Below are 24,401 nucleotides of genomic sequence, written 5' to 3'. Positions count from 1 at the left end.
CATTAACTTAATTTTTATGAATCACTTTAATGGAAAATAACAATGAGCGAGCAAAACCAAATCCACTTCGATGCCAAAATCGAAGCCGACATCGCCATCGAGCCAAAAGATTGGATGCCCGATGCTTACAGACAAAACCTCATTCGCCAGATTGGGCAACACGCCCATTCAGAAGTGATTGGCATGCTGCCGGAAGCTAACTGGCTCACTCGCGCCCCAACCCTACGCCGTAAGGCTGTTCTGCTGGCAAAAATTCAAGATGAAGCAGGACACGGTTTGTACCTCTATAGCGCCGCAGAAACGTTGGGATGTACTCGCCAAGATATCTACCAAAAAATGCTCGACGAAAAGATGAAATACTCCTCCATTTTCAACTATCCGACGCTCAATTGGGCGGACGTGGGCGTGATTGGCTGGCTGGTTGATGGTGCAGCGATAGTTAACCAAGTGGCACTGTGCCGCGCTTCTTACGGACCTTACGCCCGTGCGATGGTAAAAATCTGCAAAGAGGAGAGTTTTCACCAACGCCAAGGTTATGAAGCCGTCATGGCACTGGCTGAAGGGACTGATGAGCAAAAAGCCATGTTGCAAGACTCTATCAACCGCTTTTGGTGGCCAGTATTAATGATGTTTGGTCCGAATGATTCTGACTCCCCTCATAGCGCTCAAAGTATGGCGTGGAAAATCAAGCGCTTCAGTAATGACGAGCTGCGCCAGAAATTTGTGGATAACACCGTGCCGCAGGTGGAAGCCCTTGGCATGACCATCCCCGATCCTGATCTGCACTGGGATGACGCGCTAGGTCACTACCGTTTTGGTGAGATTGATTGGGAAGAGTTCTACCAAGTGATTAAAGGGCAAGGGATCTGCAACCAAGAACGCCTTGATGCGAAACGCAAAGGTTGGGAAGACGGAGCTTGGGTGCGTGAAGGCGCAATGGCTCACAGCCAAAAACAAAAAGCCATTAAATCTGCAGCTTAACCACCAAGAAGGAAAAGACCATGAACAATCAAGATTGGCCACTGTACGAAGTGTTTGTTCGCAGTAAACAAGGTTTAGCCCATCGCCATGTGGGAAGTTTGCACGCCGCCGATGACCAAATGGCACTGGAAAATGCTCGCGATGCTTACACTCGCCGTAGTGAAGGTTGCTCCATTTGGGTCGTCAAAGCCGCCCATTTGGTCGCATCTCAACCTGATGAAAAAGATCAATTTTTTGACCCCGCGGACAGCAAGGTTTACCGCCATCCAACCTTTTACACCATCCCTGATGGCATCAAAAACATGTAAGGAGCTTGAAATGACCGAAAAACAGCAGCTCCAACATTATGTGTTACGCCTCGGAGATACCCCACTGATTCTGGCACAACGCCTGTGTGAGTGGTGTGGTCACGCCCCTGAAATCGAAATTGACCTAGCGCTATCTAACATCGGCTTAGATTTACTGGGGCAAGCGCGCAACTTTCTTAGCTACGCCGCTGAACTCAAAGGCGCAGGTTACAACGAAGATAAGCTGGCTTACTTGCGTGATGAGCGTGAATTTAGCAATTTACTGCTTGTTGAGCAGCCAAATGACGGCTTCAACGACACCCTCGTTCGCCAGTTTTTTATCGATGCCTACCATGTGCCTCTTTACAGCGCACTGACCCAAAGCCGCGACCCGCAGCTGGCCGCCATTGCCGCAAAATCCCTTAAAGAAGCCTTGTACCATCTACGTTTTAGTCGTGGCTGGATGATCCGTTTAGGGGATGGCACCCCACTGAGCCAGCAGAAATTGCAGCAATCTATCAACCGCTTATGGCGCTTTACCGGTGAATTGTTCCATGCCGATGCCATTGAAATGGCATTAAGCGAGGCAGGCATTGCCGTTGACCCGCGTACGCTACGCGATATTTGGCTGCAAACTGTGAATGAAACCTTTGAAGAAGCCACTCTCAGCCTGCCTGAACAAGCAGCTTACCGATTAGGCGGTAAACAAGGCAGCCATACTGAGCACCTCGGTTTAATTCTCACGCAGCTGCAATTTGTGCAACGCGCTTACCCCAACAGCCAATGGTGATAGTGATGGAACAGAGAATGCAACTTCAATCCCCCGATATTCATCAGATCTGGCAGCAACTTCAGCAGATCCCAGACCCTGAATTGCCGGCTCTGTCTATTACTGATCTTGGTATGGTGCGCCATGTGAAGCCAACCGAACAAGGCTGGAAAATTGGGTTTACCCCAACTTATTCAGGCTGCCCCGCCACCGAATTTTTAATCAATGAAATCAAAACGGTTCTCGATAGCGCGGGCTTCTCGCCTGTGGATGTGGAAGTAGTATTAACCCCCGCATGGACCACTGACTGGATGAACCAAGATGCCAAAAGGCGCTTACGTGAATTTGGCATTGCGCCCCCACAAGGCGTTGCCTGTGAGCATCCTGAACATACTGGGGCAATTTGTTGCCCACGTTGTGACAGCGAACAGACGGAAAAAATTAGCGAGTTTGGCTCTACCGCCTGCAAAGCGCTATATCGCTGCAACGAATGCTTAGAACCGTTTGATTACTTTAAATGTATTTAAGGGCACACTCATGACTGTCTTTCACCGTTTAAGTATTGCCGCTATTGATCGTGACACACCCGATGCTGTGGCGGTCACCTTTCATATTCCTGAATCGCTGCAAGCGCAGTATCGTTACCGCCCAGGTCAACATTTGACGCTAAAAGCCGCGATTAATGGCGAAAATCTTCGTCGCTGCTACTCCATTTGTAGCGCCCCCGATGAAAACGGGCTCAAAATTGGCGTTAAAGCTATCTACGAAGGGCGATTTTCTAACTTTATCAACCAACAACTGAATGTTGGAGATAGCTTAGAAGTGATGATCCCTCAAGGGCAATTTGGCTACCAACCCGATAGCCAGCAACAAGGACACTATTTAGCCGTGGCGGCAGGCTCCGGTATTACCCCGCTGTTATCCATCATCAAAGCTACGCTGCAAACCGAGCCAAATAGCCGCTTTGTGCTGATTTACGGTAATCGCAATAGCCGCTCAGTGATGTTCAAAGAAGCCATCGCTGACTTAAAAAACCGCTTTGCCACCCGTTTTCAAGTGCTGTATCTGTTTAGCCAAGAGCCTCAAGAAAGCGCGTTGCTCAGCGGGCGCATTGATGCGCAACAACTTAGTGCCTTAGGAAAATCCCTTCTCAATTTTAGCCAATTCAACCGCGCCTTTATTTGTGGTCCAGAGTCCATGATGGATGAGGTTCAAGAAACCTTAATTCATCACGGCATGGCACAAGAGCGCGTACACACTGAGCGCTTTAATACCTCTGGCGCGAAATTCAAACCGACCCTTGCCACCAGCGAAAACCGCCAAGTCACCCTTCAATTAGATGGGCGCACCTTAAATATCAATATGGATGGGCAAGATGACAGCATCCTCGATGCCGCACTGCGCCAAGGCGCTGACCTGCCTTATGCCTGTAAAGGCGGTGTTTGCGCCACTTGCAAATGTAAGTTGCGCTCAGGAGAAGTTGAAATGGGCGTGAACTACAGTCTCGAACCTGACCAAATTGCCGCCGGTTATATCCTCAGTTGCCAAGCATGGCCAAAAGGGGATGGTGTGGTATTGGACTTTGATGTGTAGGGATGAGCAATGGAAAATAATTGGATTTTATCTCAACAACATCACCGCGTTCTGACGCTGACGCTTAATCGCCCCGATGTGCGCAACGCACTGAGTACACCGTGCCTTGAATTACTGGTTAAGCATCTTGAACATGCGCAAACCGACGACAATATCGGCGCTATCGTCATCACGGGTAATCCGCGTTTCTTTGCCGCAGGGGCTGATCTTAAAGAGCTTCAGCAGCAAACCGTTGCCAGCGCTATAACAGATAAACGTCCGCAAGTTTGGCGCCGCTTTGCGCAAATCAGCAAGCCGATTATTTGTGCCGCTAATGGCTATGCGTTAGGCGCGGGGTTCGAGTTATTGCTCGCCAGCGACATCATTATTGCAGGGGAATCCGCTCGCTTTGGTCTACCGGAAATTACCCTTGGACTGATCCCCGGAGCGGGCGGTACTCAGCGACTTATTCGTGCCGTGGGTAAATCCCTTGCAATGCAGATGGTACTTACCGGAGAAACCATCAGCGCTGAGCAAGCCCAACAAGCCGGATTGGTCAGTGAAGTGTGTGTGGACGCACTCACCCTTGAACGCGCTCAAGCCATTGCCAAACGCATTGCAGGTCATGCGCCTTTAGCCGTAAACGCCGCCAAAGCTGCGCTAGTGAGCGCCCAAGAAACTCACCTGACCGAAGGCTTAAAACTGGAGCGCCAATACTTTGTCAGCCTTGCGGGTACTGACGATCGCCAAGAGGGGATCGCCGCCTTTTTCGAAAAACGATCCCCCCAATTTACAGGACGCTAATCATGATAAATGACACTGTGATCACCGACGAGATGATCCTTACAACGCTGGAAAATGGGGTGCTCACGATTACCTTAAACCGCCCTGACCGCCTAAACAGCTTTAACGATGAGATGCATCGCCAGCTGAGCGCAGCCATTAAAATCGCCGAACAAGACGAAACCGTCCGTTGCTTAGTGATCACCGGAGCGGGCCGTGGATTCTGTGCGGGGCAAGATCTTAACGATCGTAATGTCTCCGTCGGATCCAAAGCCCCTGATCTGGGCTTTTCCGTCGAAACCTACTACAACCCGCTGATCCGCCGTTTAGTCGCATTACCCAAACCGATTATTTGTGCCGTGAACGGCGTTGCCGCAGGCGCGGGTGCGGCGATTGCTCTTGCGGGAGATCTTGTTATCGCGGCGAAAAGTGCCAGCTTTATTCAATCATTTTGCCGCCTTGGGCTGGTGCCTGACTCCGGGGGAAGCTGGTTTTTACCGCAATTAGTCGGTCGTGCTCGTGCCATGGGTATGGCGATGCTAGGGGATAAAATTAGCGCGGAACAAGCATTGCAGTGGGGTATGATTTGGCAAGTCACGGAAAATGACCAACTCGCCACCACCGTCAACAACCTCGCGAAGCACCTTGCAACTCAACCGACCTATGGGTTGGGGCTGATCAAAAAAGCGATTCACAGTGCCGCCACCAATACCCTTGATGAGCAGCTCAATTTAGAGCGAGATTTACAGCGCTTAGGCGGGCGCAGCCAAGATTATCGCGAAGGCGTCGATGCGTTTTTAAATAAACGTGAACCGACGTTCCAAGGGAAATAACCATGAAGACTTCACTAAGCTCATCAATACAAAATGTCGCTGTGATTGGTGCAGGTACTATGGGGATTGGAATTGCGCAAGTCGCTGCGAGTGTAGGTCTACAAGTGCACATTTTTGACGTGAACGCCCAAGTGTTGCAGCAATCTTTAACAGCACTCACCACTCGTTTACGCAAACGCGTTGAGCAAGGAAAAGCCGACGCCAAATGCACGGAAGAAACCCTTGATCGCCTCCATGTTGTCGACAGTCTTGCCGCCCTTGCTGACGCCGATTTAGTGATTGAAGCAGTCGCAGAGAAACTTGCCATTAAGCAGGCTATTTTCAGTGAACTTGAAGACATTTGCCGCGAAAATACTATTTTTTCCAGCAACACCTCGTCATTATCTATCACGGCAATTGCCAGCGTACTCAAACACCCTGAGCGTATGGCTGGATTGCACTTTTTTAACCCTGCCCCCGTGATGAAACTGGTAGAAGTGATCCGCGGACTCGAAACCGCGGAGAACGTGATTGAAATCCTAAAAACCCTGACACTGTCATTCAATAAAATTCCGGTGATTTGCCACTCCACGCCAGGCTTTATTGTTAATCGTGTAGCAAGACCTTTTTATGCAGAAGCCTTACGCGCATTAGAAGAGCAAGTGGGCAACCCCGCCACATTAGACAGTGTCATGCGTGATGCTGGAGGCTTTTCCATGGGTCCTTTGCAGCTCACCGATTTAATCGGACATGATGTTAATTACGCCGTGACAGAATCCATGTTCCAAGCATTTGGCTATGACCCGCGTTTCCAAACCGCCTTTGCGCAATTGGCATTAGTACAAGCAGGGCACCTAGGACGTAAATCAGGTCGCGGATTTTATGATTACACCGCCGATAATCATGATGATCATAATAAATCCGCATCTCGGGTCGATATTGCGCCTGCCGTGACACAGCCTCGCCAGCTCGACATCAAAGCCTATGGAAATTGGCAAATATTTCCTGAACTTAAGCAACTCTTACAGCAAAACGGGATCTGCCTCGAAGAAGTTGAACAAAAAACGCGCCCGTCACCCTCACTGGTTGTTAACGGAGTTATTATTATGTTAACAAATGGTGAAATGACATCCACCCTTGCGCAAAAACTTGATAAGCCCGTAGTGCAATTTGATTTATCCGCCAACTACGTTGCGGCAACCACTATCGCTATCAGTTGCGCAGTACAAAATAGCCACCAGCAAAACCAAGATGCGATTGCCTTTTTTCAGTCCCTCGGTAAGCAAGTGATTGTGCTGCCGGACTACCCTGCACTGTTAACCCTGCGTACCGTTGCCATGTTGTGCAATGAGGCTTTGGATGTGGTGAATAAAGGGGTCTCAAGCGCCCAAGATACTGATCTGGCGATGCGTTTCGGCGTGAATTACCCGAAAGGGCCATTAGCATGGGGCGCGCAAATCGGTTGGTCACATATTTTGCACACCCTTGAACAGTTAACTGATTTCTATGGGGACACGCGCTATCGCCCCAACCCATTACTACGCCAGCTTGCTGCCGGTTTTCAATCACTCTCATTGGAGGCGTTGTCATGAATTCACTGCCCAACATCACCCTCGCTCAGCAAGCGGCACATGCCATGTATCGCGATGATACTTGCGCTAAAGCCATGGGCATGGTGATTGAAGATGTTGCTGAAGGCTATGCGCAACTCACCATGGTGGTTATGCCCAATATGCTTAACGGGCATAAAACCTGCCACGGCGGGCAGTTGTTTAGTCTGGCAGATACCGCGTTTGCGTATGCCTGCAACAGCCAAGGTTATGCCGCCGTCGCCTCTATGTGCTCTATCGATTTTTTGCGCCCCGGTTTTGAAGGGGATGTACTGACTGCCACCGCAAAAATGCAGCACCAAGGTAAGCGCAGCGGGCTGTATGAAGTAGAGATCATCAACCAAGATGGCAAGCCACTGGCGCTGTTTCAAGGCCGTTCCCACCGTTTAGGTCACCGTTTAGTTGGAGAAGCCTCATGAATGACGCCTATATTTGCGATGGTATTCGCACCCCGATTGGTCGCTATGGCGGCGCATTATCCTCACTGCGTCCCGATGACCTTTCTGCCGTCACTCTTAAAGCATTGATGGCACGTAACCCACAACTGGACTGGACACTGACCGATGACATTATCCTCGGTTGCGCCAACCAAGCGGGGGAAGATAACCGCAACGTCGCGCGAATGGCGGGGCTACTGTCTGGCTTACCAATTTCAGTTTCCGGCACCACCATCAATCGCCTGTGTGGCTCTGGCTTAGATGCCATAGCTCTTGCCGCTCGCAGTATCAAAGCAGGGGAATCGGGATTGATGATTGCCGGTGGTGTAGAATCCATGAGCCGCGCGCCGTTCGTGATGGGAAAACAAGATTCTGCCTTTTCTCGCCAAGCGCAAATTTTTGATACCACTATTGGCTGGCGGTTTATCAACCCATTAATGGAGCAGCAATTCTCCACCGACTCCATGCCAGAAACCGCGGAAAACGTGGCGCACACCTACAATATCAGCCGCGAAGACCAAGATGCCTTTGCCCTGCGCAGCCAACAGCGCACCGAAGCGGCTCGCCTTAAAGGTATCTTTGCCGAAGAGATTGTTCCCGTCACCGTGACATTGCGCAAAGCACAGAAGCAAGTCACTGAAGATGAGCACCCACGCCCTGAAACCACACACGAACAGCTGCAAAAACTAAAAACACCGTTTCGTGAAAATGGCAGCGTCACCGCAGGCAATGCTTCTGGAGTCAATGATGGCGCCGCAGCCTTAATCATCGCCTCCGAAGCGGTTGCCAAGCAGCAAGGATTAACCCCACGAGCGCGAGTGATTGCCACTGCCACCTGTGGCGTCGAACCGCGTTTAATGGGTATCGGCCCTCTGCCTGCCACTCAAAAAGTGTTGAAAATGGCAGGGCTGACTATCGAACAAATGGATGTGATTGAACTTAACGAAGCCTTTGCCGCTCAAGCACTGGCTGTATTACGGGGCTTAGGTCTGCCAGATGACGCCCCACAGGTTAACCCCAATGGTGGGGCTATCTCCTTAGGGCATCCGCTGGGTATGAGCGGGTCTCGCTTGGTGATTTCCGCCATGAATGAACTGCACCGCAAGCAAGGTCGCTACGGGTTATGCACCATGTGCATCGGTGTGGGTCAAGGTATTGCAATGATTATTGAACGCGTCTGAATAACAAAACTGCCTGACTCCCCTACACCTGTTCAGGCAAGTATCAATAATAATAAGGATTGGCAATTATGAGCATGACACAACACGATAATATCGACCCGATCGAGTTTGCTTCCCGCGATGAGATCGAGGCGTTGCAGTTCTCACGAATGAAGTGGACACTCACTCACGCATACGAAAATGTGCCAATGTACCGCAAAAAATTCGATGCCGCAGGCGTACACCCTGACGATTTTAAACAGCTTAGCGACATCGAAAAATTTCCCTATACCACAAAGCAGGATTTACGTGAAAACTACCCATTCGATACTTTTGCCGTACCAATGGATCAAATTATCCGTATTCACGCCTCTTCCGGTACCACAGGGCGCCCGACGGTTGTCGGTTATACCCAACAAGATATTGATAATTGGGCAGATTTAATCGCTCGTAGCCTGCGCTCTGCGGGTGCCACTCGCGGGGATAAAGTCCACGTTGCTTACGGTTACGGGCTATTTACTGGCGGACTCGGAGCACACTATGGTGCTGAGCGTCTTGGCGCGGCAGTTATTCCCATGTCCGGCGGTCAAACCGAGAAACAAGCGCAGCTGATTGTCGATTTTAAGCCCGATATCATCATGGTAACGCCATCTTACTGCCTTAGTATTATCGACGAACTTGAGAAAATCATGGGCGGAGACGCTAGTAAGTGCTCACTAAGAATTGGCGTCTTTGGAGCAGAACCGTGGACAGAATCCCTCAGAACTGAAATTGAAACTCGCTTGGGGATCAAAGCCTTAGATATTTATGGCTTATCTGAAGTGATGGGACCTGGCGTTGCCATGGAGTGTGCAGACTCCGACGAAAGCGGTCCAACTATCTGGGAAGACCACTTTTACCCTGAAATTATCTGCCCAAATAGCCTAAAAACCCTCGGTCATGGGGAGCATGGTGAGTTAGTGTTCACTACCCTTACAAAAGAAGCCATGCCAGTGATCCGCTATCGAACCCGCGACCTTACTCACCTAAAATCCGGTGGAAACCGCCAGATGCGCAGTATCGGAAAAATCACGGGGCGCTCCGATGACATGATGATTATCCGTGGCGTGAACGTTTTCCCGTCTCAAATTGAAGAGCAAATTATGCAATTCAAAGAGTTATCTCCACACTACCAGCTGGAAATCGGTCGCCAAGGCAACATGGATAACCTCTCTGTTCGTGTTGAGCTCAAACACCCTGAACAACTGACCTTTGATGAACGCTGTAATATCTGCCACAACCTCAAACACCGTATTAAATCCATGGTGGGGATCAGCACCCGCGTAAGCATAGTCAACTGTGGGGATATCCCCCGCTCACAAGGCAAAGCCCAACGAGTGATTGATACACGAATTGCCATTTAATCTCCGAGAATGAGGTGTATTCATAATGAATACACCTCTCGGCAGGTTTCCTCACAATGCTCACACTCTTTGGTATGAAAACAAGACAACCTTCTGGTTTTTGTCTAAGATTTGCCAAGTACCTGATACATTAATTTTAGGGATAAAAGCATAATGGAAACCAAACTCAGCCAATTTATACACTACGCCATCGAGAGCCAACCTATCAGCGGAACATCGCTTATCAGCTCCCTATATGGGGATGCCCTGCACCACCGTGGGGGCGAGGTTTGGCTAGGTAGCCTGACCAAATTGCTTGAGCCTATGGGTTTTTCCGACCGCTTTGTGCGTACTTCCGTATTTCGTCTACAAAAAGAAAACTGGCTGGATGTCGAGAAAATAGGACGCCGTAGCTATTACCGTATTTCAGAGCGTGGGCAAAATCGCTTTCGTCGAGCGGAAAGCAAGATTTACCTCAGCAAACAACCTGAATGGGATGGAACATGGGATTTATTGCTGCTGGAAAGCGCAGATAAAGATGAAAAGATTCGCCTTAAAAAAGAGTTTGGTTGGCTCGGGTTTGGGCAATTTAATAGCGGCTTGATGGCAGCGCCAAGCCGGACACAAAGCGACATTCCCGCCTTACTGGGGGAGTTAAACGCGGCTGATCAAGTCATTTACTTCCGTGCCGATTATCCCTTCAACCGCTCCGAGAAAAAATTAAAAGAGTTAGTGTTTGATGCCTGGTCTCTCCCTGAAATTTCAGAGCATTATCATCAATTTATCAGCTTATTCCGCCCAGTCGCATTATTACTGAAAGAGCATGGAGAACAGGCGATTTCCCCTGAATTATGCTTCCAGCTACGCCTATTACTGATCCATTTTTATCGCCGCGTGATATTAAAAGACCCGTTGCTGCCCGATGAGCTGCTTCCAGCACAGTGGGAAGGACACATTGCGCGCCATTTGTGCACCAATATTTACCAGCGTATCGACCAAGGTGCCACCCAGTACGTCACTGGCTTGTGTGAAACCACCGTTGGGGAACTTCCACAACCCTCCAGCGCCTATTATCGACGTTTTGGCGGTATTCTTCGGGAGCTAGCAGCCGCATAATCATTATGCTAAAGGAACCTTTATGCCATTTTATCAAATTGACGGTATTACCCCTGTAGTCAGCCCTGAAAGTTTTGTTCACCCTACCGCCGTGATCATTGGCGATGTCGTGATTGGAAAACGTGTTTATATTGGACCTAACGCCAGTTTACGTGGGGACTTTGGGCGACTGATTATTAAAGATGGGGCGAATGTGCAGGATAACTGCGTGATGCACGGTTTTCCGCAATTCGATACTATCATTGAAGAAGATGGACATATCGGTCATGGGGCTATTTTGCATGGCTGCCATATTAAACGTAATGCACTGATAGGCATGAACAGCGTGGTGATGGATGGCGCGGTAGTGGGCGAAAATTCTATTGTTGGCGCCTGTGCATTTATCAAAGCGGATGCACAATTCCCCGATAACAGTTTGATTGTTGGAACACCCGCTAAAGTACTGCGTAGCCTGTCAGAGCAAGAAATTGAATGGAAAAGCAAGGGGACACTGGATTACCAAACCTTAGTGACCCGCTGCCTCAATACGTTCCAAGAAGTGACGCCGCTGACGGAGGAAGAGCCTAACCGCCCGAAACTGGCCTTTGACGATGTTGTTCCAAAGTCCAGACTGTAAAAAACCATTCTGTAAAAACTATTGTGTAAAAACCTGCCATAAAAAAGCGCGTGCCAATCACTCACGCGCCCTTATTTCCATCAATGACTCGCCGTATTTATGATTTATTAGCTTTGCTGCCAAACGGCGGCTTCGCAAACCACACCGTCACAATCAACGCGATAAACACCCAGCCACATAACCAGAAAATCTCATTCGCCGCGATAATCAGCCCTTGGCTAGTGATCTGCTGAGCAATAAAGCCGGAGGTTTGCTCCGTGGTCATGCCATGCGCCGCCATCCCTTGGTACATATCGAGGGATTCTGGGTTGTAATCCGTAATAAATTCAGTGAGCTGGCTATGATGCACTGCCTCCCTATCACTCCACAGTGTGGTGGTGATCGATGTCCCAATTGAGCCCGCCAACGTACGGAAAAAGTTCGCCAAGCTGGAAGCTGAGGCTAATTTTTCAGGAGGCAGCCCCGACAGCGTCAAGGTGGTCAACGGCATAAAGAAACAGGCTACCGCCATCCCCTGCACCAACTGCGGCCAGACAACGGCATCGAACCCCATGGATGGCTCAAAAGTATAGGCGCGCCAGAAGAAGCAAATGGCATAAAACACGAAGCTAAAGGTGACTATCCAGCGAATATCTAAAAAGTCAGAGAGTTTTGCGACAGGTGCTGAGAACAAGACTGGCAAAAGACCGATTGGCGCGAGTGCTAACCCCGCCCATGTTGCGGTATAGCCGTACACTTCTTGCAGCAGCTGCGGCAAAAGTACGATCGCCCCAAAATACGCCATATACGCCAAACTGACCGAAATCGTCCCGATGGTAAAATTGCGGGATTTAAACAGTGATAATTCGACAATTGGGTTTTTGGAGGTCAGTTCCCAAATAACCATAAACACCAGCGCAATCGTGGAAATCACGGCAAGAATCACAATCTCATTGGACGCTAACCAACCGAGCTCTTTCCCTTTATCCAGCAATACCTGCAAGCAGCCCACACCGACAGATAACAACGCTAAACCGATCACATTGAATGGCACTTTAACCACTGTCGATTCCATTCCCTTGAGGATGATCGAGCCAACAATGATCACGAAGATCCCAAGAGGGATATTCATAAAGAAGATCCAGCTCCAATGGAAGTTATCGCTAATATAGCCGCCAAAAATAGGTCCAAAAACAGGGGCTAAAATAATGGTCATCGACCAAAATGCCAATGCCATATTCTGCATTTTAGGCGGATAACACCGCATGATGAGACTTTGCGAGAGCGGAATAACAGGCCCAGCAACCGCCCCTTGTAGCACACGGAATAAAATCAGCATGCCAAGGCTATCAGAAAATCCACACAGTAATGAAAATAGCGTAAACAGTGCCGTTGCCCACAGGAAGACTCTTATTTCCCCAAACCGTTTGGCTAGAAAACCGGAAATCGCGATAGAGATGGCGTTCGATACCCCAAACGAGGTGATCACCCACGTCCCCTGAGAGACAGACACCCCAAGATTTCCCGCAATTGTCGGGATAGCCACGTTAGCAATCGTGGAGTCCAACACCTGCATAAATGTCGCCAGAGACAGAGCGATAGTCGCCCAGACGAGTTTAGCCCCTTTTAGCGGTTGAATATCAGCCATGGGACTAATCCGCGTTATCGCTGATAATGGTGTCGATCACCTGATCCACATCGTCTAACTTCAGCACCAAAACATCACTTTCAAACGCAGGGGTAGTGCGTTGAACTTCTGACAACACAGGGCCATTTTGGTCTTTAATATCGATGGTCACATTCATGGATAAACCGATGCGCAGCGGGTATTTCGCCACTTGCTCAGGGTCTAACTCCACACGGACAGGTAGGCGCTGCACCACTTTGATCCAGTTCCCCGTGGCATTTTGCGCAGGTAGCAATGAGAACGCACTTCCCGTCCCCATATCCAGCCCCACTACGGTGCCTTTGTAACTTACATTGCTACCATAAAAGTCACTGTTAATCGTGACTGGCTGACCGATACGCACATTTTCAAGTTGCGTCTCTTTAAAGTTAGCATCGACCCAAACAGGCTGAACCGGCACAATCGCCATTAACGAGCTTTGCGGGCTAACTTGGGAACCCACTTGCACATTACGGCGAGAAACATACCCCGTCATCGGGCTTTTGATTTCTGTCCGCTGTAGATTGATCCACGCACTGCGCACACTATCAGCCGCTTGTTGCACCGCTGGCTGGTTTTTCAGTGCCGTATTACGCAACAACGCGCGGTTGGCATTATATTGTTGAATCGAAATATCCAGCGCCGCTTGCGCCAGTTGAACAGCTTCTTGAGAGTGCTGTAAGTCCTCTTTTGAAATCGTCCCACTGCGACCTAATGCGGCACGGCGCTGATAATCTTTTTGCGCTTGTGCAAGCGAAACTCGATTTTGTTGGATTTGGGCTTGGTACTGATCTCCATTGATATACAACTCTTTAGTTTTGCGCACCGTAGACGCTAAATCATGTTTGGCCTGTTCATAAGCCAGTTGCGCATTGGTTTTATCTAATACCACCAGCACATCACCTGCTTTCACCAAGTCGGTATTCTCAAAGTTCACTTGAGTGACATTTCCGGTAGTTTGCGCAACGATAGGGATCTGCAAACCCGACACATAGGCATCATCGGTATATTCTTGAAAACGCAGAACCAAAAACCAATACACGCCATAGGCGACAAACAGCAAAACAAAAATAACCGTGGCGATGATCATCCACAGTGTTCTTTTATTTTCTTGTTTCGTTTTTTGATGTTCTTCAATTGAATTTGTCGGTTGTTCCATAATAACTCTCAAGGGAAATAGACTTTATTTAAGCAATAAACCTATCTTTACGAACTCACCGTGATAATGCAATAGCCAACTGTTTTATATTAACTAAATATCCATTTTAATTTTTATTTTCTGTTTTAAATCAATCTTCAATCTTGTTTTTAAATTAGAAAAATCAAATGCAATCAAAAAAAGATGAAATTATTTAAAGATAATAAAAAACATTCTAAATAAGATAATTGCGAATCGTTAAATAATAATTGGTATTTATTTCTTTCACTCCAGAAAAGTCATTCTCTCGTTTTTTAGTCCATTTTCTACCATGTGTACGGCTTTTTACTCTCTCTAGTTCCCTCGCAAAAAATGTTAACCGTGATCAAACTTTGCCCAAAAAATAGCTCGCTAATTATTTATTTTCTATCTGCATCGGTGTTAATATTCGCAAACATTATGATTATCATTATCATTTAGTTTTACTAGGGAAAAACATGAGAACGCACTATCACTACTCTTTAATCGCTGCGGGTGTTTGCGCAGCGTTGGCTTCATTTAGCGCCACAGCAGAAGAAAATTCAGACAAAATGATCGTTACGGCATCGGGTTATTCCCAGCAATTACGCGATGCTCCTGCCAGTGTTACCGTTATTACCGCCGAGCAGCTACAAAACAAACCTGTGCGCGACTTAGCCGATGCAGTCAAAGATGTTGAAGGTGTCAGCGTCGTCGGAAGCGCCAATAAACAAGATATTAATATTCGCGGGTTATCCGGCGAATACACCCTGATTTTGGTGGATGGTCGTCGTCAAAATAGCCGTGAATCTCGCCCAAATGGTAGCGGCGGCTTTGAAGCGGGCTTTATGCCGCCTGTTGAAGCTATCGAGCGTATCGAGGTGATCCGTGGTCCTATGTCCTCCCTGTATGGCTCTGATGCTATGGGCGGCGTCATTAACATCATCACCAAAAAAGTGACCAATGAATGGCATGGTAGTGTCACTACGGGCGCAATTATTCAAGAAAATAGCGAAAGCGGCGATTCCATGGACGGTAACTTCTACCTGTCTGGTCCGCTGATCAAAGATAAACTTGGTTTACAACTGTATGGCGGCGGGGATTACCGTAAAGAAGATGAAATTACAGATGGCCATCATAAAAAAGATAATAAAAGCTTAACCGCTAAATTAACTTTTACGCCGATGGAAAATCAAACTTTCTTACTTGAAGCAGGTAGAACAACACAAAAGAGAGAAGAAAACCCAGGTAAATCTCTCGCTGAATATGAAATGCGTGGGTCATCTAAACAATTCAATAAAAAAACTGAAATTTATAATAACCGAAACCATGCCGCACTGACTTATAAAGGTGAGTGGGACTTATTCCATACTGAATTAAGTGTGTATCAAGAAAGTACAAAAAGAAAAACTAAAACAGAAATCAAGAACCCAACAACAAAGCTTAATGAATATCATTACGAAGCTCGGACTCCAGAAATTACAAACACTGTCGTTGATGGAAAGGTAGTTGCGTTTCTACCTGATAATATCCTTACTGTTGGTGGACAATTCCAGCACTCAAAATTAAAGGATAGTTCTCTTGTAGCAAAAGATACGATGGTGAAAACACAGATGAGCGTTGATCAATCTGCGCTCTTTATTGAAGATGAATTCACAGCAACAGAGAATTTGATTCTAACTGGTGGGCTACGACTGGATCACCATGAAACTTATGGTAACCACTGGAACCCTCGGGGCTATGCGATTTACCATCTAACCGATGAAATCACTATTAAAGGCGGGGTATCACAAGCATTCCGCGCACCAACATTGCGTGAAGTTAGTAAAGGCTATGGTACATCGACTGAAGGAGGAAATGGTATTATCTATGGCAACCCTGACCTCAAACCAGAGAAAAGCCTTAGTGAAGAAATTGGGATAGCTTATGACCATGAATCAGGGTTCAACGCTAGCCTAACACTTTTCAATACCGACTTTAAAAACAAGCTTACTAGCTATTCACTTAATAAGTCCGATCCTGCTCATTCTAATCTCACGCTTTATACTTATGACAACGTCGGTGAAGCCAACATTAAAGGGGTAGAAGTGGCAACGGGTATCCCTATCGCTCAAGACTGGAAACTCAGCTTAAACTACACCTATACCGATTCAGAACGTAAAAGTAATGACGAAAAATTAGGGAACGGAACTTCCCTCAAAGGCTATCCACTGGATAAAACGCCGAAGCACTTAGCGAATGCGAAGTTAGATTGGCAATATAGCCCAGATCTCAGCTTATACACCCGAGCGCATTATGAAGGCGAGCAAGTGTGGGCAGCCCAACGTAATGGGTCAAAATATCCTCGTTACCGTAGCGCCTATACCACCATGGACGTAGGAGCAACCTATCAACTATTCAAGAACACCAAATTAAACCTTGCAGTATTGAATATTGGTAATGAGAAAGCGTCTAGCATTGAAAAAAAATACGGTAACTGGGATGTTGAAGATGGTCGCCGTTACTGGGCGAATGTCAACGTGACATTCTAATCCCTGATTGCGGGTATGATGCTTATCGCTGATTACCCGCTGATTCTTTTTAGTTCGATGACAATCCCAATGATAAAAAAACGGTTTATAGCGAGCCTATTGATGTGTATCGCAAGCATCTGTATCACAAGTAATACGTGGGCGCGTCCCAACCCGAATATTCCTGAATTCGATGCGCGCGTGGCGGACGTATACACGGTGCAGCATCATGACATGCGCAATGGTCAGCGCGAGCTGCGTATCTACAGCGCCGTTCCACGGCATATTTCAGGAAAACGTCCCGTGCTGTTCATGCTAGATGGGAACGGTCTGTACCCACTCGCGGTCAATCAGGCTGCTCAACAATTTTCTCCCGAAAGATTACCGATTATTATTGGTATCGGCTATCCCAGCCCTGAGGCTTTTCCCAAGAAAGAACGCACATACGACTACACGCCGAAAGTTGCTGGCGATGCATTCCAACACGGGGGCGGTGCGGAATCTCTGTACCAGTTTCTCACCTTCACCATTCGCCCATGGGCTGAGCAGCAGTTCCCGATAGATACCCAGCGTGAAACCTTATTTGGGCACTCATTTGGGGGGTTATTTACCCTGATGGCATACCAAGACCACCCTGCGGATTTCCAGCATTTTGTCGCGGCAAGCCCATCATTGTGGTGGGGAGAAGGGAAAATGGTGAATTTAGATAAGTTAACGCGCCCATCGAAGGCATCACCGCTAGATATCACTCTCGGTGAGTTAGAAGAGACGCCAGATTTAAGCCGTTTAACCGATGAGCAGAAGCAGAATTATCAAACGCGCAAAAGCTGGATTTCTCCGCGTGAAGTGTGTGAAGCCATAAACAGCCCTCAACGGGTTTGTGATTTCACCTTATTTTCGGGCAAAACTCATGGTGGCGTCATTCCTGATGCCATCAAGAAAGCGTTGGAAATCGCCACATCCGAGCCATAAAAAACTCGGTTTCCTGCCCAAAAGCACGAAACCGAGTTGTTATTGATGAAAACTGGCAAGACAACTTAACTGTCTATGGTGGCGCTAACGAGGTAATCCACAATATCTTGTAATCGTCGCCACTTCATCCACACCTCATCCTTTAATGGCTGTTCAGTATATTCCTCTATCGCTGTAATCAATTCCAACAGCTCTAAAGAATCGATATGCACATCGGCAATCAGCTCTGCATCCATGGAATAGGTTTTGTTGATACCTGAATACTCACGAATTTGCTGAAGATGGCGTTCTAGCCATTGCTGCGCAATATCTTGTTGTGTGGTCATGTCATTACCTTATGGAAAACATTTGGCGTTATCGTTATACCGCTCGACTTCCGCTTGGTTTGGTCTTAAAGCGCCATGCTCCGTACCTGTGAAAAGCCCACCAGCTTTTGCGATAGAATCTGCAAACATTTGCTCAGCAGGTACCGTTTGTGGTGCTGTACGCAACCCTTGATAAATCTCTTTATCTGCTTGGCTGCGGTTTAACCCTCCTACTGTCGTGACAACGGGTTTTGCCGCATTTTCTGATCCATTACTCAATTTCCAGCCTGATTTCGTTTGAATATAGCGATTCTGGAAACCTGAATTTTTCGACAATAGCCATTGAATATCCGCAACATATTTTAGAGGTTCTTTAACTTGCTCGGTGGTTTCTAACTCAATGCCTGGCTGAGTTTCTTGCTCAATTACTGGCTTAGTTTCTTTCTTAACCGTTTTCTCACTTACTAATAGCTTACTTTCTAAAAATGACTTTTCAGCAACTTGTGGTTGGTATTGCTTAATGTTTGGGATTTCAAGTGTGGTTTTCACACTTCCCAATGTTTGAACGACAGGTGAAGCTAATTCTATATTCAAAACAGATTTAAATGACGTCGGTAATAATGGTTTTTCATTTCCTTCATCATTGGATGGAACAGAATTGATGCTCGTCGTTTCATGAGGAAAGGCATAGTTATTATTTGTCGTATTATACGTAGTATAAGTATTATACATATTTTCATTATGGCTAGTGCTGCTTGGCAATAACGGTGTTGACGGTGTTAAAGGCGTTGATGGAGAGGCTCTGAAATGCGGTCTTCCAGCGTCAATTTCATCATCCCCCATGCGATTTGCCCTTAAAGGTAATTCTTCGGTTGGAGATTGTGTCTGAGCTGAAGACTGACCTAAATCCATAATCACTTTTAAAGGGCGAATGGTTTCAATTTTTTCCTCCAACGCCAAAAATAGATTATGAATTTGGCAGGCTTTATCCACAAATGCTTGGCTTTTATGTTGCTGATACTCATTAATCGCACCCGCTGCTCGTTGCTCACAACCATGATTCAGAGAACTCACTAAGAAATCGTTGATCGGGCGACTATCAATTTCCTCTTGATTGAAATAAGTCAGGAGGGTTTCTTTGATTGCAGGGTCAACATACTGTTGCTGAAAACGCTGGGCTAATATTTGCAGTTTATCTTGACCCAATCCAGAGATTACCGATTCGATTTTTTTATCGAATGTTTTTTCTTCATTCCCCAGTACATGTTTTGCCTGCGAGTTTTTTTCACCCATCACATGCAGTTTTTTAATTAGGTTTGCGGCGCTCTCTATAAGACCTCTTTCAGCTTTTAATTCTTCCGGTTTTAATAACGTTAATAGAATTAAATTATTCTCTGGGCGATAATTAATCTCTTGTTGAATCAGATTACCACTCGCACCTGCACAGAGTGCCGATAAGATCATTTCCTTTGAAATTGTTGGAAATGCCTCACTTAACATCTGATGAATAATCGTAGCTTGTTTATTATGATTAGCTCGGTGTAATTCATTACGATCTCCGGTAATCGCAACTTGGTCATTTGTTATAGAACGCCCAGGGAAACTATTTTGATCCCCTACCGAATTAACAGCCGAAATTTGTGAGCTGATAGGATTATTACCCGCTAGCGATGTAGTATTTAATGATATATCTGACGAACGTCTTATTTCAGAATTAGCGCTTCCAATAATAGGCATAAAAACTCCTCATAATTACTTATGATTAAAATTAAATAGGATAAATGACTTAAATTACATATTGATCAGACTATTATTATTTTGATTTAAGTCTTTAATTAATTGAATTAATAACTGAACTAGTGTTTCAAAATGACTATTATCTTGACGAAAAGTCTCTAATAAACGGGAAGTACTGCTATTAACCGAATTTTTTTGGGCATCAATGGCTGTTTGTAGGCTCTGCAATTCCTGAGCCATGATGTCACTTCCCCCCCACTCAGCTGATGATTCAACAACAGACTTAAATATTTCACGTATAGGCTTTAAATCAGGGCAGATTTCAATTTTTTCACCCTGTTTCCTAACAATAAATCCTTGACCACTGAGTTTTTTTTCCCAGAATTTAAATTCTGCCTCCGTGTAGTCAAACGTAACAAATGGCTTTGTTTGAGAGTCTTTACTAGACCAGGATTTATAATATGTACTTGGTTCAGATACTCGCATAGCCAGATCTTTAGGAGTAGTGGGTTTATCGTCCGTATATTTTGAAACCGAACCTTCTAATTTGTGTAAAAAATCGAGAGGTTTAAAATTAATTTTGCCGTCTTTCCCTGCCTGGACACAAGAACTCATTAGGCCCACAGCCGTATTAACATCCTGCATATACTCCGTCGATGCTTTAACGATTTCACCGTATTTTTTCTGGTAGTCTCCGTGAATTTCTTCAATTAAATTAAAAGTTGCAGAAATATGGCTACGACCATCCTCAACTAATTGAGAGGCACGTTGAAACTGATCAGATGAATGTTTCATCGCCATCATCATTGAGCGATATTGATCTTTGACTTTATCAAGGTTGCCCGAAACAGCACTCTCACGAAATTGCGTTTCAATCACTTCTGAGCCCAATTGTGCGGCAAATTGAAGACCTTGTTGGTAGACATCTAAAGAGGGGTCTAGTACTAACCCTTCCCCTATAACAAGGGAAGAGTCCTGAGCATCTAGATGCTTGGTCGCTGATCCATTGACTGGTGATTGCGGGTTTAAATGTCTCTGTGTGATGATTTCCATCGTGCTTAACCCCTTACCACGCTTTGGAAGGTACGCAATTGACCTTCACGGATCTCGCGCAGGTGCTCATTCATCTGTTTAACCAAGTCCATGCTTTTATCAATTTGCTTATCTTTATCCGCAGAGACGCTCCGTGCCACATCCGCAACAGATTGCTGCGTCATTTTATTCGCTTCTTCCGCTTTGACATTAACCTGATTCGCTGATGTTGCCATTTGACCTGCGTTGTCAGATAAGCGCCCACCTTGCTCAGCAATCCCCATCTTTGTACGGGTTTTGTTCATAATACGCTCATGTTCATCGCGCTCAGACAGCCCCAATTTATTAGTACGTTGTGCAGCCTCTGCACCACGCTGGTTAGCCAGTGCCTGCTGTGCTGGCGTTGCTTGATCAACGAGTTCCACACTCACACCCTCTTTATTTTTCAGTGTCAGTGAACTGTTTTTTGAAGACGAAGACAGAGAATTTGCATTCAGCTCATTCAAGCGGTCTGCTGCTGAGCCATTTTGGTTCGCCTTAACCAAGTTATTTTTAATTGATTGATTCTGTTGATGGAGAGATTTTGCTTGGAAAGCTGCGCCTGCTGTACTAATTGCCAAGGCAGTAAAGAACCCCGTCAATGCACCCGTGAACATCTCTTTACCTTCTTTGATGGTTGACTCTGCTGCCGCTTCAACCATTTTCGCGTTAAGCATTAAAAATTCGGCACTAATTCTACGGTCCGAAATATTCAGCTCTGCAACCACTTTACGAACTAGCTTAATCAGTTCCAACATGATGTCGCTACTAATGATGCCAACAAATTGCTGAGCTTTTGCACCTTCTAGTGACTTGGTGGATTTCTTATCCAACTCAATCACGTCCGAATTTTTCGATGACCCATCGAAGAAACTGCTGCCAATCATCACTTGAATGGCAAGGGCAATTTGTTTGTAATCAGTTTCATCCAGCTGCTGGTTATTAGCCAATACCTGATTAAGTGTTTTACTTTCTGCGGCGAAGACTTTTTCTACTGCTTGTTGCGTTTGCTCTGGTGTGACGCGAATAAAGCCATATAAATCATTCAATAACGCATTTTTCTCTACTCCGCTTAGCTCAGATAATGCCACTTGCATTTGTGTTGCTGTCATCATTGATGCAGGTACAGATAGTGCAGGTCTATCAATGGCGCTATCCGCAAAATCACTCGAAATATCATTTAGCTGAATATCTTGGCGTGCATTATTTACTGTTGAAAGTTGAGTTTTAGGCATCAGTGAAAATCCAATGCCATTTTGTTGGATCTGTGCAGGTAAATTTAATGATTGAGCGATAGTTGTCATATAAAAATTCTCCAAAATTTAAGCGAAGCGAGCCGTTTTTAGCATATCGACTTTATTGTTATTTGATTGGTGAAGAGTGGTCATCATGCCGCTGAACATTTCCTCAAATTGCTCATGGCTTTTAGACATAGATTTGATTAATGAATTAATGAGCTCCGTCAGCATTTGGATACTTTCATTATTGAGCATCATGCCTGCGAGCATCTCTTTCATATCACGCATCTGAGCAGCTGCTTCTAGACGTAACCCGCCTGAAGTTGCCGCATTAGCAACAGAAAGACCTGCGCCGGTTCCTTTCATACCCACTTCCAAACGCGCCATATTGACGCTTTGCGTTTTTCCTGAAGAAGAGACTTTTTCTACTGTTTTACCAATATCTTTTACGTCATCAAGCTTATCAGCGGCTTTCGCAAGTTTTGTTGTATCACTCACTTTCACCATTTGCCCACCAAGGGAAACATAGTCCGAAGATTGATCCGTCGCCTTAGCAAAGCTTTGAACATCATCGAATTTATCGGCTAGCTTGGTGAATTTTGTCAGTTTCACCATTTCATCCGTATTATCTGCAACGGCCTGTCCCATTTTGGCGCCTTTCGTTGCCATATTGCCCAGTGCATTGGTAAAACTTTTCGGCATCGCTTTCACGGCACTTTTCAGTAAAGTTCCCACGTTCTTCGCCAACATTTTGGTGACGTTGGTTACGGTATTTGCGATGTTTTTAACGAATGAAGACATAGAAAGTAGTGAGATTGCCAAGAATGCTACTGCGGCCAGAACCATTCCCACGATGCTGCCAATCTTTTTGGCTTCCTCTTCTGGCACGCCAAAAGTGATCAGCATATCCGTGACGACACTGGAAATTTCCGTCGCCAACATTTGCATCAAGCTCCCTTGTCCCGTTTCTTCCAAGACAATATCCGCAACAGACATCGCAATACCAATCGCAGCAACCGCCAACGTTAAAGGCGCGGCTGCACCAAATGTAGCAACCGTAGCAATCACAGAAACTGCGAGCATCACATAACTGAAAATCTTACTGGCGCAAGATGCCGCTTTATTAGCGTCTGCCGCTTTACGTTCAGCTTCGGCAGCTTCTTTGGCTTTTTTATCAGAGTCTTTACGAGAGGCTTCATTGATTTTCATCATCACCTCTTCTTGCTCTTTCATGTTGCGGATTGAATCTTCATTCATCGCTTTTTTGAGCTGCGCGGTGAGCATGGTTAACAGCGCAATGGTGTTTTCCCATTTTTCACCATCAACATTCGTTTGCAGTGGTGCAGTCTCTATAAATTGATTTAATTTTTGACGATCTTTATCCGCAATTTCCGCTAGCTTTGTGGAATCGCGCAGCAATGAATCTAATGATGAATTTAGCTGGTCAATCTCATTTTTGAGTACGCTGAGCTCGCTATCGAAGGCTGTAATGTTTGAATCTAACGTTTTTTGCTGTTGGGTAACTTGCTCAATTTCACTCGAAAATTGCGCAATGTTCGCTTCCAACATCACCTCTCGCTGATACACTTCTTCGGTATAAGGTTTCGGGAGTGAATCTAATTGGGCTAATGCTGTTTGGTTTTCGGCTAACTTGGTGCTTAGCTCGGCCAGCTTTTGCTCATTACTTGTGAATAAAGACTCATTTTTCGAGCGCTGGTTAACAAGGTCATTAGATTTAAGATTCAGCGGCTTTAACTGAGCCTTTTTTTCAGCAATTTTGTCATGGGTGTCTTTCAGCTGGTCAGTGGAACCAGCAAATGAGTCCAATAACTCCGCACCTTTTTGGCGTAATGCAGCCGACTCAATATTTAATAACTGCAATCGGTTATTTAACTCACTAATATTACCTTCATGCAATAACTGGCGGATGGTTGAGAATGTTTCAATCAGTACCGCATTGGCATTGAATCCTTTAGCTTGCTGAGCTTCTGGTGACATTTTCATTGCCGACATTTTAGGCTTTACTAGCTTTGGAAGATGCTCTGAACGCTGACGTTTCATTTGCTCTGAAGACATCAGTTCACCACATGCCTCTTCTAAGGCTAATACCGCTTTTGCAGTCGCCTCACCTAGCTCCAAAGGATTATTCCCTTGCAAGAAGGTGTGAATATTATTAATTCGTTCATTACCTGAAGCGTGACTTACGCCTGGCATGGTGACTTGACTCATGGTGTTTCCTTCT

General features: G+C 46.2%; 22 protein-coding genes. 15 read left to right on the top strand and 7 right to left on the bottom strand.

What is annotated here, in order from left to right:
- Window positions 1-42: 42 nt before the first annotated feature.
- The 13 genes from paaA (at window position 43) to paaY (ending at window position 11,525) form a co-directional block, all read left to right on the top strand.
- Window positions 43-981, top strand: coding sequence for a 1,2-phenylacetyl-CoA epoxidase subunit PaaA (paaA, locus tag M5X66_RS00960; RefSeq protein ID WP_108478685.1), 939 nt, complete (start codon window positions 43-45; stop codon window positions 979-981).
- Window positions 982-1,001: 20 nt separating this feature from the next.
- Entirely contained in the window at window positions 1,002-1,289 is a 288-nt protein-coding gene (gene paaB / locus M5X66_RS00955) for a 1,2-phenylacetyl-CoA epoxidase subunit PaaB (RefSeq protein ID WP_036948387.1), read from the top strand.
- Window positions 1,290-1,299: 10 nt separating this feature from the next.
- Window positions 1,300-2,058: a 1,2-phenylacetyl-CoA epoxidase subunit PaaC gene (paaC, locus tag M5X66_RS00950; RefSeq protein WP_036948384.1), complete on the top strand. Its 759-nt coding sequence runs from the start codon at window positions 1,300-1,302 to the stop codon at window positions 2,056-2,058.
- A gap of 5 nt (window positions 2,059-2,063) precedes the next feature.
- The gene (paaD, locus tag M5X66_RS00945) at window positions 2,064-2,564 is read left to right on the top strand and encodes a 1,2-phenylacetyl-CoA epoxidase subunit PaaD (RefSeq protein WP_036948382.1); all 501 of its coding nucleotides are present in this window, start codon (window positions 2,064-2,066) and stop codon (window positions 2,562-2,564) included.
- Window positions 2,565-2,574: 10 nt separating this feature from the next.
- Window positions 2,575-3,630 carry a 1,2-phenylacetyl-CoA epoxidase subunit PaaE gene (paaE, locus tag M5X66_RS00940; protein WP_154599857.1) on the top strand — a complete coding sequence of 352 codons (1,056 nt, stop codon included), beginning with the start codon at window positions 2,575-2,577 and terminating at the stop codon, window positions 3,628-3,630.
- A 9-nt stretch (window positions 3,631-3,639) separates the two neighbouring features.
- Window positions 3,640-4,413 (top strand): 2,3-dehydroadipyl-CoA hydratase PaaF, encoded by a 774-nt coding sequence (paaF, locus tag M5X66_RS00935; protein ID WP_036948377.1) that lies wholly within the window; start codon window positions 3,640-3,642, stop codon window positions 4,411-4,413.
- A gap of 2 nt (window positions 4,414-4,415) precedes the next feature.
- Window positions 4,416-5,225, top strand: coding sequence for a 2-(1,2-epoxy-1,2-dihydrophenyl)acetyl-CoA isomerase PaaG (gene paaG, locus M5X66_RS00930; protein WP_154599856.1), 810 nt, complete (start codon window positions 4,416-4,418; stop codon window positions 5,223-5,225).
- Window positions 5,226-5,227: 2 nt separating this feature from the next.
- Complete coding sequence (locus M5X66_RS00925; protein WP_154609577.1) at window positions 5,228-6,796, top strand: 3-hydroxyacyl-CoA dehydrogenase; 1,569 nt, start codon at window positions 5,228-5,230, stop codon at window positions 6,794-6,796.
- Entirely contained in the window at window positions 6,793-7,233 is a 441-nt protein-coding gene (paaI, locus tag M5X66_RS00920; RefSeq protein WP_036948371.1) for a hydroxyphenylacetyl-CoA thioesterase PaaI, read from the top strand. Before M5X66_RS00925 ends, paaI begins: the two co-directional genes overlap by 4 nt.
- The gene (pcaF, locus tag M5X66_RS00915; RefSeq protein ID WP_036948369.1) at window positions 7,230-8,432 is read left to right on the top strand and encodes a 3-oxoadipyl-CoA thiolase; all 1,203 of its coding nucleotides are present in this window, start codon (window positions 7,230-7,232) and stop codon (window positions 8,430-8,432) included. The genes paaI and pcaF overlap by 4 nt, the downstream gene beginning before the upstream one ends.
- A gap of 68 nt (window positions 8,433-8,500) precedes the next feature.
- Window positions 8,501-9,814, top strand: a complete 1,314-nt coding sequence (paaK, locus tag M5X66_RS00910) for a phenylacetate--CoA ligase PaaK (RefSeq protein WP_132496859.1) — start codon at window positions 8,501-8,503, stop codon at window positions 9,812-9,814.
- Window positions 9,815-9,967: 153 nt separating this feature from the next.
- A complete protein-coding gene (gene paaX, locus M5X66_RS00905) occupies window positions 9,968-10,909 on the top strand; it encodes a phenylacetic acid degradation operon negative regulatory protein PaaX (protein WP_270103806.1) in 942 nt (313 codons plus the stop codon).
- A gap of 22 nt (window positions 10,910-10,931) precedes the next feature.
- The gene (gene paaY, locus M5X66_RS00900) at window positions 10,932-11,525 is read left to right on the top strand and encodes a phenylacetic acid degradation protein PaaY (protein WP_036949970.1); all 594 of its coding nucleotides are present in this window, start codon (window positions 10,932-10,934) and stop codon (window positions 11,523-11,525) included.
- Window positions 11,526-11,622: 97 nt separating this feature from the next.
- Here the strand turns inward: paaY and M5X66_RS00895 are convergent, their stop codons facing one another.
- Entirely contained in the window at window positions 11,623-13,152 is a 1,530-nt protein-coding gene (locus tag M5X66_RS00895; protein WP_036949968.1) for a DHA2 family efflux MFS transporter permease subunit, read from the bottom strand.
- Between the two features lie 4 nt (window positions 13,153-13,156).
- Complete coding sequence (emrA, locus tag M5X66_RS00890) at window positions 13,157-14,329, bottom strand: multidrug efflux MFS transporter periplasmic adaptor subunit EmrA (RefSeq protein WP_036949966.1); 1,173 nt, start codon at window positions 14,327-14,329, stop codon at window positions 13,157-13,159.
- 476 nt (window positions 14,330-14,805) lie between these two features.
- On the opposite strand from emrA, the gene M5X66_RS00885 reads away from it, so the two are divergent.
- Both M5X66_RS00885 and M5X66_RS00880 read left to right on the top strand, forming a co-directional pair.
- Window positions 14,806-16,857 carry a TonB-dependent receptor domain-containing protein gene (locus M5X66_RS00885; RefSeq protein ID WP_036949964.1) on the top strand — a complete coding sequence of 684 codons (2,052 nt, stop codon included), beginning with the start codon at window positions 14,806-14,808 and terminating at the stop codon, window positions 16,855-16,857.
- 102 nt (window positions 16,858-16,959) lie between these two features.
- On the top strand, window positions 16,960-17,808 hold the full coding sequence (locus tag M5X66_RS00880) for an alpha/beta hydrolase (protein WP_270103805.1): 849 nt from the start codon (window positions 16,960-16,962) through the stop codon (window positions 17,806-17,808).
- 65 nt (window positions 17,809-17,873) lie between these two features.
- On the opposite strand, the gene M5X66_RS00875 is transcribed toward M5X66_RS00880, so the two are convergent.
- From M5X66_RS00875 to sctE, 5 genes are read right to left on the bottom strand one after another with little or no spacing between them, the layout of a single operon-like run.
- A complete protein-coding gene (locus M5X66_RS00875) occupies window positions 17,874-18,134 on the bottom strand; it encodes an acyl carrier protein (protein WP_036949962.1) in 261 nt (86 codons plus the stop codon).
- A gap of 9 nt (window positions 18,135-18,143) precedes the next feature.
- The gene (locus M5X66_RS00870; protein ID WP_270103804.1) at window positions 18,144-19,850 is read right to left on the bottom strand and encodes a hypothetical protein; all 1,707 of its coding nucleotides are present in this window, start codon (window positions 19,848-19,850) and stop codon (window positions 18,144-18,146) included.
- A gap of 54 nt (window positions 19,851-19,904) precedes the next feature.
- Entirely contained in the window at window positions 19,905-20,903 is a 999-nt protein-coding gene (locus M5X66_RS00865; RefSeq protein ID WP_154599852.1) for a hypothetical protein, read from the bottom strand.
- A 5-nt stretch (window positions 20,904-20,908) separates the two neighbouring features.
- Window positions 20,909-22,225: an IpaC/SipC family type III secretion system effector gene (locus M5X66_RS00860; protein ID WP_036949958.1), complete on the bottom strand. Its 1,317-nt coding sequence runs from the start codon at window positions 22,223-22,225 to the stop codon at window positions 20,909-20,911.
- An 18-nt stretch (window positions 22,226-22,243) separates the two neighbouring features.
- The gene (sctE, locus tag M5X66_RS00855) at window positions 22,244-24,388 is read right to left on the bottom strand and encodes a type III secretion system translocon subunit SctE (protein ID WP_154634538.1); all 2,145 of its coding nucleotides are present in this window, start codon (window positions 24,386-24,388) and stop codon (window positions 22,244-22,246) included.
- Window positions 24,389-24,401: the final 13 nt, after the last annotated feature.

This window comes from Providencia sp. PROV188, assembly GCF_027595165.1.
GTDB lineage: Bacteria > Pseudomonadota > Gammaproteobacteria > Enterobacterales > Enterobacteriaceae > Providencia > Providencia lanzhouensis.
This window is presented reverse-complemented; position numbering and strand designations above follow the sequence as displayed.

Excerpts from the sequence above, each read along its gene's own strand:
- paaA (WP_108478685.1), top strand. The coding sequence starts at position 43 with ATGAGCGAGCAAAACCAAATCCACTTCGATGCCAAAATCGAAGCCGAC.
- paaB (WP_036948387.1), top strand. The coding sequence starts at position 1,002 with ATGAACAATCAAGATTGGCCACTGTACGAAGTGTTTGTTCGCAGTAAA.
- paaC (WP_036948384.1), top strand. The coding sequence starts at position 1,300 with ATGACCGAAAAACAGCAGCTCCAACATTATGTGTTACGCCTCGGAGAT.
- paaD (WP_036948382.1), top strand. The coding sequence starts at position 2,064 with ATGGAACAGAGAATGCAACTTCAATCCCCCGATATTCATCAGATCTGG.
- paaE (WP_154599857.1), top strand. The coding sequence starts at position 2,575 with ATGACTGTCTTTCACCGTTTAAGTATTGCCGCTATTGATCGTGACACA.
- paaF (WP_036948377.1), top strand. The coding sequence starts at position 3,640 with ATGGAAAATAATTGGATTTTATCTCAACAACATCACCGCGTTCTGACG.
- paaG (WP_154599856.1), top strand. The coding sequence starts at position 4,416 with ATGATAAATGACACTGTGATCACCGACGAGATGATCCTTACAACGCTG.
- M5X66_RS00925 (WP_154609577.1), top strand. The coding sequence starts at position 5,228 with ATGAAGACTTCACTAAGCTCATCAATACAAAATGTCGCTGTGATTGGT.
- paaI (WP_036948371.1), top strand. The coding sequence starts at position 6,793 with ATGAATTCACTGCCCAACATCACCCTCGCTCAGCAAGCGGCACATGCC.
- pcaF (WP_036948369.1), top strand. The coding sequence starts at position 7,230 with ATGAATGACGCCTATATTTGCGATGGTATTCGCACCCCGATTGGTCGC.
- paaK (WP_132496859.1), top strand. The coding sequence starts at position 8,501 with ATGAGCATGACACAACACGATAATATCGACCCGATCGAGTTTGCTTCC.
- paaX (WP_270103806.1), top strand. The coding sequence starts at position 9,968 with ATGGAAACCAAACTCAGCCAATTTATACACTACGCCATCGAGAGCCAA.
- paaY (WP_036949970.1), top strand. The coding sequence starts at position 10,932 with ATGCCATTTTATCAAATTGACGGTATTACCCCTGTAGTCAGCCCTGAA.
- M5X66_RS00895 (WP_036949968.1), bottom strand. The coding sequence starts at position 13,152 with ATGGCTGATATTCAACCGCTAAAAGGGGCTAAACTCGTCTGGGCGACT.
- emrA (WP_036949966.1), bottom strand. The coding sequence starts at position 14,329 with ATGGAACAACCGACAAATTCAATTGAAGAACATCAAAAAACGAAACAA.
- M5X66_RS00885 (WP_036949964.1), top strand. The coding sequence starts at position 14,806 with ATGAGAACGCACTATCACTACTCTTTAATCGCTGCGGGTGTTTGCGCA.
- M5X66_RS00880 (WP_270103805.1), top strand. The coding sequence starts at position 16,960 with ATGTGTATCGCAAGCATCTGTATCACAAGTAATACGTGGGCGCGTCCC.
- M5X66_RS00875 (WP_036949962.1), bottom strand. The coding sequence starts at position 18,134 with ATGACCACACAACAAGATATTGCGCAGCAATGGCTAGAACGCCATCTT.
- M5X66_RS00870 (WP_270103804.1), bottom strand. The coding sequence starts at position 19,850 with ATGCCTATTATTGGAAGCGCTAATTCTGAAATAAGACGTTCGTCAGAT.
- M5X66_RS00865 (WP_154599852.1), bottom strand. The coding sequence starts at position 20,903 with ATGGAAATCATCACACAGAGACATTTAAACCCGCAATCACCAGTCAAT.
- M5X66_RS00860 (WP_036949958.1), bottom strand. The coding sequence starts at position 22,225 with ATGACAACTATCGCTCAATCATTAAATTTACCTGCACAGATCCAACAA.
- sctE (WP_154634538.1), bottom strand. The coding sequence starts at position 24,388 with ATGAGTCAAGTCACCATGCCAGGCGTAAGTCACGCTTCAGGTAATGAA.